Genomic DNA, 2,438 nt, shown 5'->3' with positions numbered 1-2,438 from the left:
CTTCTGATCCCACTGGACTTCCTGAAGTCGATCACCTACGCGATCATCGCCTCGGTCATGCTGGCGTCGATTCTCTCGATCACCGTGCTGGCGGCCGTGCTGGCGATCCTCGGGCCGAAGGTCGATGCCGTCGGAGTGAAGATGCTGGTGCGGTTCGCCCAGCCCGATCCCATCATCTCCGACCCCTCCAATCCGCGCTCCAATCCCCTTGCCCTGGCGTCCATCCCGGTCGGGATCCTGCTTCCGCCGCTGGGCATCGCGTTCGGGCACATCGCCCGATCGCGCATCAGGACGACCGGTGAACGCGGCGCGGGATTGGCCCTCATCGGTTTGGTCCTCGGCTATATCAGCCTGATGTGCGCGCTCGGGTACGGAGTGATCGCGCTGCGTGACGCGGGCGTCATCGAAAGTGCGCTGTACTGGATCCTGCTCGGCGTCGTGATCTTCGTCTCGGTGGTCATCGCCGGACTCGCCCTGTCGCGGGCCGTGCCGCTCGTACGCGGCCCGATCGTCTGGTGGCTGAACTGGCTGGCCGACAAGACGCAGAAGACCAAGACCAGGGCAGAGGTCGAAAAGGGCTTCTGGGGCAAGTTGGTCAATCGCGTGATGAAGCGGCCTGCCGCGTTCGCCGTGCCCATCGTGATCGTCATGATTGCGCTGATCATCCCGCTCGGAAATCTCTCCCTTGGCGGCATCAGTGAGAAGTACCTGCCTCCGGACAACCCGGTGCGACAGGCGCAGCAGGAATTCGACACGATCTTCCCCGGCTTCCGCACCGATCCGCTGACACTCGTGATCGAGAGCGAAGACGGCCAGCCGGTGACCGACGCGCAGATCGCCGACGCCCGCAGCAAGGTGATGGCCGTTTCCGGCTTCGTCGACCCGAACAACGACCCGGCCAAGATGTGGCAGGAACGCCCTTACCTGGACGGTGCGTCCAAGGATCCGTCGGTCCGGGTGTTGCAGAACGCTCTGACCAACCCCAACGACGCCGCCAAGAAGATCGCGGAGTTGCGCGCGATACCGCCGCCGCGTGGACTGACCATGTCGGTAGGTGGCACACCTGCGTTGGCGCAGGACGGCATTCACAGCCTGTTCGACAAGTTGCCATTGATGTTGGTCCTGCTGATCAGCACCACCACGATCTTGATGTTCCTGGCGTTCGGCTCGCTGGTGCTGCCGATCAAGGCCGCGGTAATGAGCGCGCTGACGCTCGGCTCGACCATGGGTGCGCTGACCTGGATGTTCATCGATGGGCATGGCTCGGGGCTGATGAACTACACACCACAGCCGCTGATGGCCCCCATGATCGGTCTGATCATCGCGGTCATCTGGGGTCTGTCGACCGACTATGAGGTGTTCCTGGTGTCGCGCATGGTGGAGGCCAGGGCGCGTGGCATGTCCACCGCCGAGGCCATCCGCATCGGCACCGCCACCACCGGCCGATTGATCACCGGCGCCGCCCTGGTGCTGGCCGTCGTCGCAGGCGCGTTCGTGTTCTCCGACCTGGTGATGATGAAGTATCTGGCGTTCGGCCTGCTCATCGCGCTCCTGCTGGACGCCACCGTGGTCCGGATGTTCCTGGTGCCCGCGATCATGAAGATGCTTGGTGACGACTGCTGGTGGGCGCCACATTGGATGAAGCGCATCCAGGAGCGCATCGGGCTCGGCGAAGTCGAACTGCCTGACGAGCGCAAGCGGCCGACGGTCCGCGAAGCCGCGGTCGACTCGGAGGCACTCGTCGGCGCAGGTGCGCCCACGTCGGCCAGGGTCAGGCCGCCGCACGATCCCACCCACCCCGAAGGCCAGCGGGCCATCGGCACCGGCAAGGCGGCTCCGCAGCGGGTCAGCCCACCGTCGGCCGCGGGCACCACGCGCATCCCGACCCCGGCCGCCCCCGCCGCCGAGCCACCCACGACCCGTCTGCCCAAACCCGCAGCCGACCAGACCACACGTCTGCCGGTCCCCACCGAGCCGGCCACGCAGCGCACGCCGCGGGTCGAGCCGGGACGGTCGGCTCCCCGTGGCGCCCCGTCGCCAAGTCGGCGATCGGCGCCCGCGCGCGGGTCGAGCGTCACCGGGAGCCGAGAGATCGAGTCCTGGTTGGGCGATCTGCGCGGCGGAGCGACGGGCTCGACGCCGACGGGTGACGCCAAGCGGCCGCCACGCGAGCGGCGCCAGCCGCCACCTCCGGCCCCCGCTGGGGGTGTCGAACCGCCGACCACCGCGATCCCGGCTCAGCGTCCTGCGGACGCCGATGCCACCGAGAAGATCGACACGCGCCAAGCTGCCGACGAGAACCCCAAGCGTCGGGGTGGCGGGGTCAGCGCTGCGGATCTGCTCCGCCGCGAGGGCCGGCTCTAGTCGCCTAAATCGTCGCTCTCGCCCGCGATGGGCGGTCCCACGTCGGCCGCTAGGGTCGCTTCCTCGGCATCGGG

General features: G+C 67.7%; 1 protein-coding gene. It reads left to right on the top strand.

What is annotated here, in order from left to right:
- The coding region (locus tag ACRDUX_RS22190; protein WP_526416550.1) for an MMPL family transporter at window positions 1-2,364 on the top strand (2,364 nt) is incomplete at its 5' end.
- Between the last annotated feature and the right edge of the window lie 74 nt (window positions 2,365-2,438).

It is taken from the genome of Mycobacterium sp. (assembly GCF_050701675.1).
Taxonomy (GTDB): domain Bacteria; phylum Actinomycetota; class Actinomycetes; order Mycobacteriales; family Mycobacteriaceae; genus Mycobacterium.
Note: the sequence above shows the minus strand (reverse complement) of the source record. Positions and strands in the feature narration are given on the sequence as shown.